The 338-nt window shown below is 48.8% G+C and carries 1 pseudogene; it reads right to left on the bottom strand.

The features are described from left to right. A pseudogene (locus CVN76_RS02300) lies at positions 1–338 on the bottom strand (protein translocase subunit SecDF); the annotation flags it as partial.

Raw genomic sequence — 338 nt, 5'->3', positions numbered from 1 at the left:
GAACCGCAGCAATGAAAGTGATATCCACCTCAAGGCGAAGCAGACTAAAAATCGTGATGATGAAAAATGCATCATGTATCAGCGCCACGACGGCCGGTACGGCCATTCGCCATTCAAACCGTATCGATACATACAAGATGATCCCGAGGGAGGCAATCGTCAAGGCAATGATGGCATTTTTCGCCAGCTCTTTCCCTACCGTCGGTGATACGGTGCTTACATTCGGCTCTGCTCCGTAATCCTCCTTGAAATGGTCTTTCAAGACAGCGATTTCCTGTTTGTCAAGAACACCTACCGTCCGGACGACAGCATTTTTGTTATCCTGTCCAGCAAGTCTG

This window comes from Bacillus sp. mrc49, from assembly GCF_002803435.1.
The sequence above is the reverse complement of the archived record's forward strand: the minus strand, read 5'-3'. Positions and strand labels throughout refer to the sequence as shown.